Origin of the sequence: Photobacterium angustum (assembly GCF_003026365.1) — a bacterium.
In the GTDB taxonomy this organism is placed as follows: domain Bacteria; phylum Pseudomonadota; class Gammaproteobacteria; order Enterobacterales; family Vibrionaceae; genus Photobacterium; species Photobacterium angustum.
This window is the reverse complement of the sequence record NZ_PYOM01000053.1, coordinates 1-733: the sequence shown is the minus strand read 5'-3', so window position 1 is coordinate 733 and position 733 is coordinate 1. Positions and strand designations below refer to the sequence as shown.

Genomic DNA, 733 nt, shown 5'->3' with positions numbered 1-733 from the left:
CCGTCACTTGAAGGTATTATTTCTAATAACCAAACAACCCGTTATGTGGTTGATGGTAATGAAATTAAAGTTGTTATCGACGGTGGTGCGAATGATGGCGCTGCGGTCATGACGATTGAAATTAATATTGATGGCAGTTACACGGTTCATCAATACCTGCCAATAGAGCAAGATAACAGCAAAGGCGATACCGTTGATATTAATCTGGCTGTTACTGCAACCGATAAAGACGGTGATGTGAGTAACACCGGCCAATTAGAAATTCATATTAAAGATGGTTTAAACCCAACCGGTGAAGGTGTTGTCGCCAATATCAGCATTACAGAAGGTGATCTTGAAGATCCTAAAGCTGGCAAGGGTTACCCTGTTTCAGCTGATACGCACTTTACGGTTAATGCCATAGATGATGCATTAGTTGCAAATAGCTTGAAGGTTGCTGATAGCGCACAAGCAGATTTAGTAAAAGAGCTTAATGGCTTAACGTCCAATGGTGAAGCACTGACTTTCACTGTTCACACTGATGCTAATGGCGTAATTACTATTACAGGTGTGACAGCAGGTGGTCAGGAAGCGGTGAGCATTACCATGACACCATCGTCATTGGCAAATGGCGATGTCACGGTTGATTTGGCTATTAAGCAGTCTCTACCGCTTGATCACCTCAATGCCGACGGTAAATTTGTTGATGTGACTGACGGTAAGATCACCATTGATGTCCCTGTTCAAATGCAAG

Annotated in this window: 1 protein-coding gene; it reads left to right on the top strand. The window is 42.8% G+C overall.

Translation table 11 applies throughout. From position 1 onward, the window contains the following. A partial coding sequence (locus tag CTN01_RS22565) for a DUF5801 repeats-in-toxin domain-containing protein (RefSeq protein ID WP_146150447.1) occupies positions 1 to 733 on the top strand: 733 nt, incomplete at both ends.